The sequence below is a fragment of the Sanguibacter biliveldensis genome (genome assembly GCF_033798665.1).
Classification (GTDB): domain Bacteria; phylum Actinomycetota; class Actinomycetes; order Actinomycetales; family Cellulomonadaceae; genus Sanguibacter; species Sanguibacter inulinus.
On the sequence record NZ_CP138359.1, the window covers coordinates 4,142,745 to 4,156,012 of the forward strand.

Here is a 13,268-nt window from a genome sequence, read left to right on the forward strand (position 1 = left end):
GACAGCCTCCCGCAGACCCGACCGACCCTGGAGACGACATGACACGCTCGACCGCCCGCCAGGAGCGCCGCGCAGCCACCCTGGACGACCCCAGCTTCGAAGGCCTCCGCACCCCTAGGGCACGTCGCCTGCTCGCCGCGGCGCTCGTCGCCGTGCTCGCCCTCGAGGCCGCGATGCTGCTCGCCGCCGAGATCGTCCCGATGATCGTGTGGATCCCTGTCATGGTGATCCTGGTCTTCGCCCTCGTCATGGCCCTCGGGGCGCTCAAGGCTTCGACCCGAGGGATCGAAGAGCTCTCGCCCGAGGTCCTCGACGAACGCCAGAACGAGATCCGGGGCCTCGTCTTCGCCCGGTCCTACCAGGTGCTCTCCGTGACGTCGCTCGTCGCGCTCCTCGTCCTGCTCGCGGCAGGCGCAGGATGGTGGGACGCCTCGCCCGAGGCTCTCGCCGCGGTCGTGGTCATCGCCTTCCAGCTGGTCATCACCATCCCGACCCTCGTCACGGCCCTGCACCCGAAGGCCGACTGAGGACAGGGCTGTACCGGGCCTCTCCTCCGCACGGCCGAGCCGGGGCTCAGGCACACAGGGCCGACCCGTACCTCAGATGCACAGCGCCGCACCCCGGGTGCGCGAGGGCCGCGGTCCGACCGTCTCAGACGGCCGGTCCGCGGCCCTTGGCCGTCATCGCCTCGCGCATCGTCCGGTTCGACTGCCGCCCCCGCGAGCGCAGCGCGCTGCGGTCCTGCGAGGCCTTGCGGGCGCTCTGGTGCGCGATCTCCCGCAGCAGGTGGCGGTAGGACGCGAGCCGTGCCTGCGGGAGCGCGCCCTGCGCGACGGCCTCGAGGACCGCGCAGCCCGGCTCGGTCCTGTGCTCGCAGTCGGCGAAGCGGCAGGCCGCCGCGAGCTCGACGACATCGGCGAAGGCCTGCTCGAGCCCGCCCTCGTCGGCGACCAGACCGACCCCGCGGATGCCGGGGGTGTCGACGAGGCACCCGAGCCCGGGGACCTGGACGAGCTCGCGGTGGGTGGTCGTGTGCTTGCCGCGACCGTCGCCGCGGACGTCGCCCGTCGCGAGCACCTCGTGCCCGGCGAGCGCGTTGACGAGCGTCGACTTCCCGGCCCCGGACGGACCGAGCAGCACGAAGGTGCGCCCCGCAGGCAGGTGGGCACGCAGGGCGTCGAGTCCGGCACCGGTCGCGGCGCTCACGGCGAGCACCTCGGCGCCGGGGACGACCGAGGCCACGTCCGCGACCTCCCTGCCGAGGGCGAGGTCCGCCTTGGTGAGCACGACGAGCGGGACGGCGCCCGAGGCCCAGGCGAGGGTGGTCATCCGCTCGACCCTGCGGACGCTGGGCCGGGGATCCATCGGCTCGACGACGACCACGACGTCGACGTTGGTCGCGAGCAGCTGCTCGTCCGAGGTCGGCCCGGAGTCCTTGCGGCGCAGCTCCGTGCGACGGTCGAGGGCGCTCGCCCAGGACTGGCCGTCGGTCAGCACCCAGTCGCCGACGGCGAGCCCGACCGACGGGACGGTCAGCATGCCGTCCTGGGTCGCGACCCTCACGAGGTCGCGCTCGACGCGGACCACGCGCCCCGGTGAGACCCCAGGCCCGGCGGCGGGGTGGGCAGCAGCCTCGGAGGCGCGCCGGGCGTCCCAGCCGAGGGTCTCGAGCATGTCGTCTGTCATGCGCCCCATCGTGACGCGCGGCACAGGCGCGGGGCGAGGTGTTTTCCGCGGGCGGTGCCGTCGGCGTGCCTGCGTGGTCCCGCGCGGCGACCGGGTGGGTGACCCACCTGAGGTACCTCAGACGCGCCCGTGCGCCGCAGCACCCCGAGACAAGGACCGCTCGACCGATCCGCCAGCACCCCCCTCAGCACGAGTGTGGAGAGCACACAGGGAGCGGCGCCAGAGCCGCAGACCGCAGGACGAGGGAGGACCGCCATGAGCTGGCAGACGACAGACCCGACGATCGAGGCGGAGCTCGCGTACCGCCGCGAGAGGCTGGTGGCCGACCTCGCGAGGGCTCACGCACGCCGAGACGAGCGGCGAGCGCGCCACGAGACCGATCGCGGACGCAGTCGCCACCGGGCACTGCGGAGCCGCCTCTGGTCCGCTGTCCACAGGCCGAGGGCGACGGGGTGGTCGGCCGTCGGTGAGCGGTGACATGATCGGCGGCGTGCCGCCCTCAGACCCCGTGCCCTTCGTCGCCCGCCAGGACCAGCTCGACAGGTTCGCGGCGGCTGTCGAGCGTGCGCGCGAGGGGGAACCGGGGATCCTGCTCGTGGGCGGGGACGCCGGCGTCGGCAAGACGAGGATGCTCAGCCAGGCTGCCCGCGCTGCCGAGAGCGCCGGGGCTCGCGTCGTGGTCGCGCACTGCGTCGACCTCGGCGAGGTCGGCATCCCGTACCTGCCCTTCGCCGAGGCCGTCGACCAGCTCGCCAGGTCGTCGGACGCCGTGAGGGCTGTGGTCTCCGACCGCCCGGCACTGGCCCGTGCGCTCGGCGGCACACCGCCGACGACCTCGACCGGTGACGCAGGCGAGCGCGGTCAGGTGCTCGAGGGGTTCGCGGCCGCCCTGGCTGCCGGCAGCTCGGCCGAGGCGCCGCTCGTGGTCGTCGTGGAGGACCTCCACTGGGCCGACCCGTCCAGCCGGGACCTCGTGAGGTTCCTCGTCGCGCGCCTGCGGTCGGAGCACCTGCTCCTCGTGATGTCCTACCGCACCGACGACATGCACAGGCGCCACCCGGTCCGCGCGCTCATCGCCGAGCTGCACAGGAACGCCCGGGTCGAGCAGGCCGACCTGCGCCCCTTCTCCCCCGACGAGCTCCGGGACTTCACGACAGCCGTGCTCGGGCACCCGATGAGCGACGCCGACCTCGCCGAGGTCTTGCGGCGCTCCGAGGGCAACGCCTACTACGCCGAAGAGCTCGTCGAGGCGGGGGCGCTCGGCGGTTCGATGCCCTGGTCGCTGGCTGACGTGCTGCACGCGCGCATCGAACAGCTGGCACCCGCCACCCAGCGCCTCGTGCAGGTCGCGTCGGTGTCTGGGCGCACCGTCTCGCACGAGCTCGTGAGCCAGGTCGTCGCCGCGACAGACGGACAGCAGACGGCCGACCTCACGGCGAGCCTGCGGGAGGCCGTCGCGCACCACGTGCTCGAGGTCGAGGGCGACACCCTCGCCTTCCGGCACGCGCTCCTCGCCGAGGCTGTCTACGGCGACCTCCTGCCCGGCGAGCGCATCTCGCTGCACAAGGCATACCTGACGGCCTTCCTCGCCCGGCCCGACCTCGGGCCGGCTGCGCAGGCCGCGCACCACGCGCTGGTCGCCCACGAGCTCCCCCAGGCGCTCGCCCTCTCGCACCAGGCCTCCCGCGCCGCCGGACGCGTCTACGCGCACGCCGAGGAGCAGCGTCATCTCGAGCAGGTCCTCGCCCTCTGGGACGCCGTCGACGACCCGCACGCGCTCGTCGGGCTGGACGTCATCGACGTCCTGCTCGAGACGGCGTCGGCGGCCAGCCTCGCCGGCGCCCCCGCACGCGCTCTCCAGCTGGCGACCGACAGCGTCGAGCGAGCAGCCGACGCCCCGGTCCGGCAGGCGGGCCTGCGGCACCGTCTCGCGCGGTACCTGCTCGCGGTCGACGACGTCCCGGCCGCGCTCGACCAGACCGGCCAGGCCCTCGACGTGCTCGGCGAAGGTCCCGCCACGCACGACCTCGCCTGGACCCTGGCCGCCCACGCGCGCTCGGCCCTCAACGACGACCTCGACGACCTCGCGCGGGAGTCCGCGGGCCGCGCCGTCACCCTCGCCCGCGAGCTCGGCACCCCGGACGTCGAGGCCGACGCCCTGACCACCCTCGCAGTCCTGGAGGTCGCCGACGTCGAGAGGTCCGAAGAGCTGCTCCTCGCCGCGCGCGAGAGAGCCGTCGCCGCCGACGACCTCGTCTCCGAGCTGCGCTGCTGGTTCAACCTCGCCTCGAACCGCTTCTACGCCGGGCACCTCGACCAGGCGCAGGCGATCGTGACCGACGGGACGGCCCGCGCCGCAGCCACCGGGGCCACCTGGAGCGTCTACGGGGCCGACCTCCGCTACTTCGGCGAGCTCGTGCGCTACCTGCGAGGTGATCTCACACCCCCGAGCGCGGCGGGCGCACCCATCCCTGCCGGGGCCTCCCCCACCCACGTCGCGGTCCGGCTCTACGCCGCGCTGGCCCGGGGCGACGTCGGGGTCGTCGACCTCGGGCTCAGCCTGCGCCCGGAGTGGGACAGGGACCAGCAGGTCGCACTGGTCGCCGGCGGGTGCACGGTCGACGCGCTCACGCAGGGCGGTCGGTCCGAGGAGGCTGTCGACCTCGCGTCCGAGCTCGTCGCCCACCTCAGCCGGACGTGGAGCACGCACTTCCTCGGCAGCATCTGGCTCGCGGCCCTGGCCCTCGCGGCCCTCTCCGACCAGGCGGCAGCAGCCCGGACCGCGGGCCGGAGCACCACAGCGCTGGTCGAGCGAGGAGACCAGCTGCGCGACGCAGCCGTCACCGCAGCCGAGCGGGGCCGTCCCCGCGGCGGCAGGCTCGGCCCCGAGGGTCTCGCCTGGTTGGCGCGGGTGCACGCCGAGCACTCCAGGCTCACCGGCGAGAACGACCCGGCTCTGTGGGAGGCCGCCGCTCGTGCCTTCGACTTCGGCTACAGGTACGAGTCGGCCCGCACCCGGTGGCGGTGGGCCGAGGCGCTCCTGGACCACGACGACCGCGAGAAGGCGCGGGCCGTCGCCGCCGAGGCCCTCGACGAGGCGTCAGCCACAGGCGCGCTCCCGCTCGTCGAGGCGCTCCACAGCCTGAGCCGACGGGCCCGTCTAGGCCTGCACGGCGAGCGCACCGGGACCGGCTCCGTGCTCACCGAGCGGGAGACCGCCGTGCTGCTCCTCGTCGCCGAGGGCCTGTCCAACCGCCAGATCGGCGAGCGGCTGTTCATCTCGACCAAGACCGTGAGCGTGCACGTGTCGAACGTCCTGGCCAAGCTCGGCGTGTCCGGCCGGGCCGAGGCCGTGTCGGTCGCGCACAGGCGCGGGCTGCTCGGAGGGGACGACGGGGGCGGCTGACCCTCGGCGCAGGCAGGCAGGCAGGCAGGTCGGACGAGGGAGGAGGGCGCCGACGTCGCACTCCTCAGGCGTGCACGCCGGCCTCGTGCTCGGCGTGGCTCGGGGGTTCGAGCTGGAAGGTCGAGTGCTCGATGTTCACGTCGAAGTGCCCGGCGACGCACTCCTGGAGCGCGTCGAGGATCCGCGGCACGTGACCGTCGTGGAAGCACTCGTCGTCGACCACCACGTGCGCGGTGAGGACCGGCAGACCCGTCGCGATCTGCGAGGCGTGCAGGTCGTGGACACCCCGCACCAGCTCGACGCCGAGCAGGTGGTCGCGCACGGCGTCGAGGTCGAGGCCTCGCGGCGTCGACTCGAGCAGCACGTCGAGAGCCTCACGCAGCAGCCTGACCGTCCGCGGGATGATGAGCGCCCCGACGAACAGCGCGGCGACAGCGTCCGCACCGCCCCAGCCCGTGGTCGCGATGACGACAGCCGCGACGATCACGGCGACAGACCCGAGGGCGTCGTTGACGACCTCGAGGAAGGCCGCCCGGAGGTTGAGGTTGTCCGAGCGCGCCGAGAGCAGCACCGCGATCGACGCGATGTTCGCCACGAGACCGATCACGCCGAAGACGAGCAGCTCGGTCGAGGGGATCTCGGGAGGATCGAGCAGCCGCTGGACGGCCTCGACGATCACGTAGACGCCGACGGCCAGCAGCACGGCAGCCTGGCCGAGCGCCGCGAGGACCTCGGCGCGCCGGAAGCCCCAGGTGCGCCGGGCCGTCGGCGCACGCATCGTCAGGACGCTCGCCACGAGGGCGAGCAGCAGCCCGCCGGCGTCGGTGAGCATGTGGGCGGCGTCGACGAGCAGAGCGAGGCTTCCGGTCCAGATCGCACCGACCACCTCGACGAGCAGGACCGTCGTGGTGATCCCGAAGGCCACCGCGAGGCGACGCCTGTGGCCGCGCGCCTCCTCGACCGTGGTCGGGGCGTGGTCGTGAGAGTGCGAGTGGCCGCTCACGGGGTCCTCCTGGCGTCCGGCGTGGTGGTGGTCTCCGGGGTGCTCGCGGGTTCCGCGGTGCTCCTGTGGCCCGGTGCGCTCCTGGTGCTTGGCGTGGGCCGGGACCCTGGCGTGGTCCTGGTACCGGACGCGGTCGGGACGGTCTGGGGCGACTCTGCAGCGTGGTGGTGCAGCCGCGGGAAGCCCTCGGCGACGTGCTCCGCCTGGTAGATCGCGTCGGTCACGAGCTCGCGGACGTGCTCGTTCGTCAACCTGTAGAACACCCGCGTCCCGTCCTGGCGCGTCGAGACCAGGCGGGCCATCCGCAGCTTCGCGAGGTGCTGGGACACCGCCGACGGCGACTTCCCGACAGCCTGGGCGATGTCGTTGACCGGCAGCTCGCCACCCCGCAGCGCGAGGACGATGCGCAGGCGGGTCGCGTCGGCGAACATCGCGAAGACCTCGACAGCGAGCTCGACCAGGTGGTCTTCGGTCTGGACGCGGTGGTCGTCGGGTTCGGCGTGATGGTCGTCGGGCTCGGCGTGGTGGACGCCGGTCTGGCCGCCGGGGTCGTCGGCCTCGGTGCGCCGGCGCCCAGCCTGCGCTCCGTACTCTCCCGGCTCGCCCTCGGTCTCCGGTATCTGGGCGTTCGCCACGGCAGCGTCACCCAGGCCATGTCCGCTCGTCTGCTTATCTGCGTGCATACGCAGATACTTGCACAGTGCGTGGCCGCCGTCCAGACCGTGCTAGCAGGCAGCCTGCGCGGCCCCCTCGTCGCGCACGACGGGAGCCCGGTCCATCGACCGCCACGGCGACGGGAAGAACGGGGCGAGCGTGACGAGCACGTAGACCGCGCCGAAGAGCGCGAAGCACGCCACCAGCCCGACCTGCTCGACCAGCAGCCCCGCTGCGAGCGCACCGACGGGCATCACGGCCCACGCACCCGCGCTGACAGCCCCCGACACCCTGGCGCGCATGGCCGGTGGGACCTCTTCGAGCAGGACCGTGCCGATGATCGGGTTGAGCGCCCCGGCGGCCAGGCCCGCGAGCGCCGTGACGACCAGGCACCATACGAGCGACGGCTCGAGCGCGAAGACGAGCATCGACGGTCCGCCGGCCAGGAGGAACCCCCACGCGAAGGTGGCCCGGCGCGGGAGCCTGTGCCCGACAGCCGAGAACAGCAGCGCACCGACGAAGGCCCCGAGACCCATCGCGCCGACGAGCAGACCGAGGGCCTGCGCCCCGCCGAGGACGCTCTCGGCGTAGACGGGCAGGAGGACGTTGGACCGGGCGACGTCGAGCGCGTTGGTCACCATGACCATGAGCACGACAGCGCGCAGCAGCGGCACCCGCCAGACGACGGCCAGCCCCGCCCGCAGGGCCGACCAGTAGCCCTCGTCGGCGACGGCCCCGCCCACGCCCACGGTTCCCGGCGCACCCGCTGCGGCGCGCAGCGAGCGCGGCACCCCGACGACGACCACGAGCGCAGACAGCCCGAAGGTCGCGGCGTTCACGACGAGGGCCGGGAGGGCGCCGAGCGTCGCGACGAGGAGACCGGCGAGGGGCCCGCCGAGCAGGGTCGCGCTGCGGCCGCCAGCACCCCACCAGCCCATCGCCCGCTCGAGCGGGACCCCGGCGAGCGTTGCGGCCTCGGGGACCAGCGCTGTCCGGGCGCCCTGCCCGGGGGTGTCGAGCAGCCCTGTCGCGAAGACCAGGACGAGGAGCCCCCAGAGCGGCAGACCGACGGTCGCATGGAGGAGCGGGACCAGCCCGATCGTCAGCCCGCCGACCACGTCCGAGACGATCGAGCTGCGCCTGTAGCCGACCCTGTCGACGAGGACCCCTCCGAAGGCCCCGCCGATCACGACGGGAACCGTGGTGACGACAGCCAGGACGCCCGCCATCGACGGGCTGCCCGTCTCCGCGAGGACGTAGAGCGGGAGGGCGACGAGCGTGACGACGTTGCCGCCCGTCGCGAGCACCTGCGCACCGAGCAGGGCGACCAGCGGACCACGCCGCCGGGGTGAGGTCACGGTGCCGCCCGGTAGCTGTGCACGACCACCGTCACCGGGGCCGTCTCGTCGTCCGGGCTCCGCTGTGCCGTGTCGGCCCTGTCACGCCAGCGGGCGAGCACCCCCTCGAGGTCGGCGCGGAGCTCGCGGGCCTCGTCGAGGGTCAGCAGGAGCCTGTCGTCGCCGTACGCCCCGGCAGCGACCCACTCGGGCGGCGTCGCGTCGCGCCTGTCGAGGGCCTCTTCTGCGGAGGCGAGCTGGCTGCGCAAGATCGCGCGCTCGAGCTCACCCGTCGCGTCACGACCGTCGGCGCTGCCCTGGAAGTCCGCGGGTTCCCAGCTCGTGGTGCTCGCCGTGGCAGCCCACCAGCGCTCGCGTCGGTCCCGCGCGAGCTCGGGGACCTCCACGACAAAACCGTGCTCGACGAGGGTCCGCACGTGGAAGCTCACCGAGCCGGCGGCGGCCCCCGTGGCGCTCGCCAGGGCACCGACAGTCGACGGGCCGTCCTGCCGGAGCCGTCCGAGGATCCGCATGCGCAAGGGGTTCGCGAGCGCCCGGAGGGCACCCACGTCCTGGATCCGGAGCGGGACGGCGGTGCGGTCCTGGGGCGTCGGCGATGTCGTCATGACGACGACGCTACATCTACAAGAAGTGTTGTACAACCGTTCTTGTGGGTTGGGCCGCTGGAGCTCGGCCGCTAGCGGTCGCCCTCGGCCGCAAACTCCCTGTAGGCCTCGACCACGCGCCCGAGGTACAGCGCGACGACCCTCCGTTCGGCAGCCGAGAGACCGTCTGCCGCGGCGTCGAGCGCTCCGACAAGAGGGCTCAGCTCGTCCCGCACCCGCTCCTGCGCACTCTCGGTCGGGACCAGCCTGAAGCGACGCCTGTCGGCCTCGTCCCGGACGCGCTCGACGTGACCGGCACGCACGAGCCTGTCGACGATCTCGGTCGCCGACGAGCGCGTGACGGCGAGCCGCTCCCCCAGCTCACCAGGGCTCAGGTGCGGCCTCGACAGCGAGATGTGCTCGATGGCCGAGGCGTCGGTCGCACTCATCGCCATGCGGCGCGCCAGGGCTGAGCCTGCCTCGCCGATCGCGTCCTGGAGGTCGCGGAGCAGGGCGGCCGAGAGCTCAGGGGGCTCTGCCGGAGGTCGGGTCACCGGCTCACCCTAACGCCCTGCCGGATGGTACGGTAGCCGTACTATCCGTTGAGGAGACCCGCCATGACGACATCACCCGAACAGTCCGCCCCAGGGTGGGTCCGCCGCCATCGGCGGGTCCTCACCATCATCGGGATCAGCGTCGTGGCTCTCCTCGCGATCGCCGTCTCGGCCTTCCTCTGGTGGGCGAACGACACCTACCCGGCCGAGCCGGCAGGTCTCGCGGCCGTCCAGGAGGACCCGCGCGTCGACCTCGACGACCGGGGCGACGTCGTGATCCTGCGACCCACCGGCGAGGACGACGGTCGCGGGCTGGTGTTCCTCTCGGGCGCCAAGGTCGACCCGCAGGCCTACGCGGCGACCTTCCAGGAGGTCGCCGCCGAGGGCACCACCGTCGTGATCGTCAAGCCCTTCCTCAACCTGGCGATCCTCGAGCGACGCCCGCTCGACGCCTTCACCGACCTCGTCCCCGAGGTCGGCTCGTGGGCAGTCGGCGGTCACAGCATGGGCGGGGTCAAGGCCTGCAGCTACGCCGAGCCCGGAGAGGTCGACGCCCTCGTGCTGCTCGCCTCCTACTGCTCGGGCGACGCGCTCGCCAGCAGCACCGACCTCGACGTCATCTCCGTCTCGGGCACCCAGGACGGCCTCGCGACACCCGCGAAGATCGACGACTCGCTCGCCGACCTGCCCGCCAGCACCACGGTCGTGCGGATCGACGGCGCGTCGCACGCACAGTTCGGCGACTACGGGGTCCAGCCCGGTGACGGCACGCCGACGATCTCGGACGAGGAGGCTCGCGAGAGCATCAGCGAGGCGCTCGTGCCGTTCCTCGACCCGAGCTGAGGATGAGGGACGTTGCTGCCCAGGCTGCCCAGGCCAGGGTCCTCGCGCGACCTCATCTAGGGTTGAGGTCGACCTGGGAGGGAAGATGACCGACGGACCCGGCAGCAGCGCGGGCGACGAGCGCGCTGCTGCTGAGCGCAGCAGCGACGAGCCCAGCACTGTCGAGCCCAGCACTGTCGAGCCCCGTGCTGGTGAGCCCCGTGCTGGTGAGCGCATCTCGACCGACGCCCATCTTGACGAGCGCGCGCCCGAGCAGCTGCTCTCGATCGGCGAGGTGAGCCGCCGGACCGGGGTCGCCGTCTCCGCCCTGCACTACTACGAGCGGCTGGGCCTCATCGCCTCGACGCGGACGTCGGGCAACCAGCGTCGCTACAGGCGGCACATGCTCCGGCGCATCACGCTCATCAGCGTCGGCAAACGCCTCGGCGTGCCGCTCTCGGACGTCCAGGCCTCGTTGAGGACCGTCCCGCTCGACTCCACACCGAGCCACGCCGACTGGCAGCGGGCCTCGCGGGAGTGGAAGAAGGGCCTCGAAGAGCGCCGCCGCGCGATCGAGCAGCTCGAGCACGAGCTCACCGGCTGCATCGGCTGCGGCTGCCTGTCGATGAAGGCCTGCTGGCTGCTCAACCCCGAAGACGCCCTCGGCGACGAGGGTGCCGGGGCGCGACGGCTCGACCTGCCCCCAGGGCCGAGCACCGTCGAGGCGTAGGGCCGGGCCGAGGCACAGGCCGAGCCCGCCTCCCTCGAGGCCGAGCACCGTCCAGGCGCGAGGCCCGATCGACCTCCCCAGAAGCCTGGCGCCGCCCAGGCGGAGAGCCGGGTCGACACTCTGACACCGCGTCCCGGGCGACCTCGGCCAGGAGAGCGACCTCAGAGACCGTTGCTGATCTGGCGCTTACGGAGCTCGACCACGAACTCTTCGTCGGGGTCCGCCAGCTCGGTGCCGGGGACGGGCTCCGCGGCGTCGCGCTTGCCGCTCGGCCCCATGCCGACAGCCACGATGCCGGGACGCTCGAAGACGCGCGCGAGCTCGAGACCTTCGGTCAGCAGGCGCTCCAGGTCGGGGTTGCCCTCCTCGTCCTCGGGGGCGTTGCCCGTGACCGACACGAAGAAGGGCGCGCGGTAGACCGCGAGCGCGGCGTGCGAGTCGGCGATGGGGCCGGCGTAGAACCAGCGGTCTTCGTCGGCGACGTCGTCGAAGGAGATGGAGAAGATGCAGCCGTCGATCTCCCACGCGAAGAACTCGAGGCCTTCGTCGCGGGCGTGCTCCTGGAGGGTCCCGCCGTCGCGGCCCTGGGCCCAGCTGCGGAGGGCGTCCTTGAGCTCGTCGACCGTGCCGGCGGCGTCGTCGACCACGAAGAACTGCGTGTCGTAGTGGGAGTCGCTCATGGTGAGACCTCTCGTCCGTCGGTGGGGCAGGGCCTCCCAGCCTGCCCGAGGACCACCCGTCGGGCCACCCGGGGACGTGCACACCACGTGATCAGAACGTAACGATAACCGTTCTCATTCTCTGCTACGCTCTCCCCGAACCCCTCCCGCATCACCGAAAGGAGTGGGCACCTCAGGCCCCGAGCCCTGTGCCCGTCGACCCCATGCGCCCCACCCTCACCCCCACCCGCACGCCCCGACGCCTCCCCCGGGCCGTCGCGCTCGGCGCTGCGCTGCCCCTCGTCCTGCTGGCCGGCTGCTCGTCCTCCGACGACTCCGCCGACGCCTCGACGGGCAGCGGCTCCGAGCCGACCGAGACCACGACGAGCGCCCCCGCCGTCGAGGCCGCCGGCCTCACCCCCCGCCTCGTGGTCACCTACGACGGCGGCATCCAGGTCCTCGACTCGACCTCGCTCGAGACCATCGACGACTTCGAGCTCGAGGGCTTCAACCGGATCAACCCGGCGGGCGACGGACGCCACGTCCTCGTCTCGACAGCCGGGAAGTTCCAGGTCCTCGACGCGGGCACCTGGGCCGAGCCGCACGGCGACCACGCGCACTACTACACGAGCGCCCCGGCACTGACCGACGTGTCCTTCGCGGCCGAGAAGCCCGGTCACGCGGTCGTCCACGAGGGCCGCACGGCGCTCTTCGACGACGGCACCGGTGCCGTGACGGTCTTCGACTCCGCCGCCGTGGCCGACGAGGCCCGCGAGCTGCGCGAGCTCACCACCCCGAGCGCGCACCACGGCGTGGCGGTCGAGCTCAGCGACGGGACGCTCGTCGTCTCCGAGGGCACCGAAGACGCCCGCACAGGCATCCGCGTCCTCGACGCCGAGGGCACCGAGATCGCCGCGAACGACCAGTGCCCTGGCGTTCACGGAGAGGCCGTGGCGGCCGACGAGGCCGTGGTCATCGGCTGCGAGGACGGCGCGCTCGTCACGAAGGACGGCGTCATCAGCAAGGTCACCAGCCCCGACGCCTACGGCCGCATCGGCAACCAGGCCGGCAGCGAGGAGTCGCCCTTCGTGCTCGGCGACTACAAGTCCGACCCCGAGGCCGACCTCGAGCGCCCCACCCGCGTCTCGATCATCGACACCCGCGACGCGTCCATGAAGCTGGTCGACCTGCCCGCGTCCTACACCTTCCGCTCCCTCGGCCGCGGTGACGCCGGCGAGGCCCTGGTGCTCGGCACCGACGGTGCGCTGCACGTCATCGACCCCGAGTCCGGCACCGTGACGCGATCGATCCCCGTGATCGACGCGTGGGAAGAGTCCGAGACCTGGCAGGACCCGCGCCCGACCCTCTACGTCCAGGACGGCAGCGCGTACATCACCGACCCGGCCACCTCGATGATCCACGCCGTCGACATCGAGACCGGTGAGATCTGGAACAGCGTCGAGCTGACCGTCGTCCCCAATGAGCTCACCGGCGCCTCGGGCGACGTGGAGCACGGCGCCGAGGCCGAGCACGAGCACACCGACGGCGAGCACACGGACGGCGAGCACGCGGAGGGTGAGCACGCCGACGGCGATCACGCGGACGAGGCCACCGACGAGCACGACCACGAGCACTCGGACGAGCACTCAGACGAGCACTCAGACGAGCACAGCGACGAGCCGACCGAGACCGCGACGAGCTGAGCCACTCTCGGCTGGCCGTGAGCCCCGCACGGGTGACCGTCCACAGCTCCCCGCACCTCCTGCAGACCGGGTCCGCCCGCCGGTGATCACCACCGGCGGGCGCCCCCGC

General features: G+C 73.0%; 12 protein-coding genes. 5 read left to right on the plus strand and 7 right to left on the minus strand.

Translation table 11 applies throughout. The features are described 5' to 3' along the window. The first annotated feature begins 38 nt into the window (after positions 1-38). On the plus strand, positions 39-527 hold the full coding sequence (locus SANBI_RS18010) for a hypothetical protein (RefSeq protein WP_319157511.1): 489 nt from the start codon (positions 39-41) through the stop codon (positions 525-527). A gap of 124 nt (positions 528-651) precedes the next feature. On the opposite strand, the gene rsgA is transcribed toward SANBI_RS18010, so the two are convergent. Continuing rightward, positions 652-1,686, minus strand: a complete 1,035-nt coding sequence (rsgA, locus tag SANBI_RS18015) for a ribosome small subunit-dependent GTPase A (RefSeq protein ID WP_319157513.1) — start codon at positions 1,684-1,686, stop codon at positions 652-654. A gap of 490 nt (positions 1,687-2,176) precedes the next feature. Between rsgA and SANBI_RS18020 the strand changes: the two genes are divergently transcribed. Further along, positions 2,177-5,092, plus strand: a complete 2,916-nt coding sequence (locus tag SANBI_RS18020) for a helix-turn-helix transcriptional regulator (RefSeq protein ID WP_319157516.1) — start codon at positions 2,177-2,179, stop codon at positions 5,090-5,092. A 64-nt stretch (positions 5,093-5,156) separates the two neighbouring features. On the opposite strand, the gene SANBI_RS18025 is transcribed toward SANBI_RS18020, so the two are convergent. The 5 genes from SANBI_RS18025 to SANBI_RS18045 form a co-directional block, all read right to left on the minus strand. After that, on the minus strand, positions 5,157-6,095 hold the full coding sequence (locus SANBI_RS18025; protein ID WP_179914084.1) for a cation diffusion facilitator family transporter: 939 nt from the start codon (positions 6,093-6,095) through the stop codon (positions 5,157-5,159). Then, on the minus strand, positions 6,092-6,778 hold the full coding sequence (locus SANBI_RS18835; protein WP_408669722.1) for an ArsR/SmtB family transcription factor: 687 nt from the start codon (positions 6,776-6,778) through the stop codon (positions 6,092-6,094). The genes SANBI_RS18025 and SANBI_RS18835 overlap by 4 nt, the downstream gene beginning before the upstream one ends. A 42-nt stretch (positions 6,779-6,820) precedes the next feature. After that, complete coding sequence (locus tag SANBI_RS18035; protein ID WP_319157518.1) at positions 6,821-8,107, minus strand: MFS transporter; 1,287 nt, start codon at positions 8,105-8,107, stop codon at positions 6,821-6,823. Further along, positions 8,104-8,712, minus strand: coding sequence for a winged helix-turn-helix domain-containing protein (locus tag SANBI_RS18040; RefSeq protein WP_319157520.1), 609 nt, complete (start codon positions 8,710-8,712; stop codon positions 8,104-8,106). Before SANBI_RS18040 ends, SANBI_RS18035 begins: the two co-directional genes overlap by 4 nt. 71 nt (positions 8,713-8,783) lie before the next feature. Next, positions 8,784-9,245: a MarR family winged helix-turn-helix transcriptional regulator gene (locus SANBI_RS18045; RefSeq protein ID WP_319157522.1), complete on the minus strand. Its 462-nt coding sequence runs from the start codon at positions 9,243-9,245 to the stop codon at positions 8,784-8,786. 63 nt (positions 9,246-9,308) lie between these two features. On the opposite strand from SANBI_RS18045, the gene SANBI_RS18050 reads away from it, so the two are divergent. After that, complete coding sequence (locus SANBI_RS18050) at positions 9,309-10,088, plus strand: alpha/beta hydrolase (RefSeq protein ID WP_319157525.1); 780 nt, start codon at positions 9,309-9,311, stop codon at positions 10,086-10,088. Positions 10,089-10,302: 214 nt separating this feature from the next. Continuing rightward, the gene (soxR, locus tag SANBI_RS18055) at positions 10,303-10,797 is read left to right on the plus strand and encodes a redox-sensitive transcriptional activator SoxR (RefSeq protein WP_319161361.1); all 495 of its coding nucleotides are present in this window, start codon (positions 10,303-10,305) and stop codon (positions 10,795-10,797) included. 161 nt (positions 10,798-10,958) lie between these two features. Here the strand turns inward: soxR and SANBI_RS18060 are convergent, their stop codons facing one another. Continuing rightward, positions 10,959-11,477, minus strand: coding sequence for a hypothetical protein (locus tag SANBI_RS18060; RefSeq protein ID WP_319157527.1), 519 nt, complete (start codon positions 11,475-11,477; stop codon positions 10,959-10,961). A gap of 203 nt (positions 11,478-11,680) precedes the next feature. Between SANBI_RS18060 and aztD the strand changes: the two genes are divergently transcribed. Continuing rightward, on the plus strand, positions 11,681-13,159 hold the full coding sequence (gene aztD / locus SANBI_RS18065) for a zinc metallochaperone AztD (protein WP_319157529.1): 1,479 nt from the start codon (positions 11,681-11,683) through the stop codon (positions 13,157-13,159). Positions 13,160-13,268 lie beyond the last annotated feature (109 nt).

What these genes read in the sequence shown, in the direction of transcription:
- SANBI_RS18010 (WP_319157511.1), top strand. Translation starts at nt 39, where the DNA reads ATGACACGCTCGACCGCCCGCCAGGAGCGCCGCGCAGCCACCCTGGAC.
- rsgA (WP_319157513.1), bottom strand. Translation starts at nt 1,686, where the DNA reads ATGACAGACGACATGCTCGAGACCCTCGGCTGGGACGCCCGGCGCGCC.
- SANBI_RS18835 (WP_408669722.1), bottom strand. Translation starts at nt 6,778, where the DNA reads ATGCACGCAGATAAGCAGACGAGCGGACATGGCCTGGGTGACGCTGCC.
- SANBI_RS18040 (WP_319157520.1), bottom strand. Translation starts at nt 8,712, where the DNA reads ATGACGACATCGCCGACGCCCCAGGACCGCACCGCCGTCCCGCTCCGG.
- SANBI_RS18050 (WP_319157525.1), top strand. Translation starts at nt 9,309, where the DNA reads ATGACGACATCACCCGAACAGTCCGCCCCAGGGTGGGTCCGCCGCCAT.
- SANBI_RS18060 (WP_319157527.1), bottom strand. Translation starts at nt 11,477, where the DNA reads ATGAGCGACTCCCACTACGACACGCAGTTCTTCGTGGTCGACGACGCC.
- aztD (WP_319157529.1), top strand. Translation starts at nt 11,681, where the DNA reads ATGCGCCCCACCCTCACCCCCACCCGCACGCCCCGACGCCTCCCCCGG.